Raw genomic sequence first — 421 nt, 5'->3', positions numbered from 1 at the left:
GCCAGTTGCGCTTCACGATCTTCACGGATGATAACCGGAGCTGCAGCCAGTTGCTCTTCGTCAATTTCTGCTTTACGGAACACGGACAATACACGCGTGTATGCATACTGCATGTATGGCGCGGTATTACCCTCAAACGCCAGCATGTTGTCCCAGTCGAAGATGTAGTCCGTGGTGCGGTTTTTGGAGAGATCCGCATATTTCACCGCACCAATACCAACCGCGTTAGCCAGTTTTTCCAGCTCGTCGGCTGGCATATCCGGGTTCTTTTCTGCCACCAGACGACGTGCACGCTCCAGGGCTTCATCCAGCAGATCGGCCAGTTTCACCGTACCGCCAGCGCGGGTTTTGAACGGTTTACCATCTTTGCCCAGCATCATGCCGAACATGTGGTGTTCCAGCGGTACGGATTCCGGTACAT

Annotated in this window: 1 protein-coding gene; it reads right to left on the bottom strand. The window is 53.9% G+C overall.

The features are described from left to right. Positions 1-421, bottom strand: a 421-nt coding sequence (gene argS, locus ACEWB7_RS18055; protein WP_411581094.1) for an arginine--tRNA ligase, incomplete at both ends; no start/stop codon positions are given.

Source organism: Acinetobacter sp. NIOH-H-8 (assembly GCF_046635365.1).
Lineage (GTDB): Bacteria > Pseudomonadota > Gammaproteobacteria > Pseudomonadales > Moraxellaceae > Acinetobacter.
This window is presented reverse-complemented; position numbering and strand designations above follow the sequence as displayed.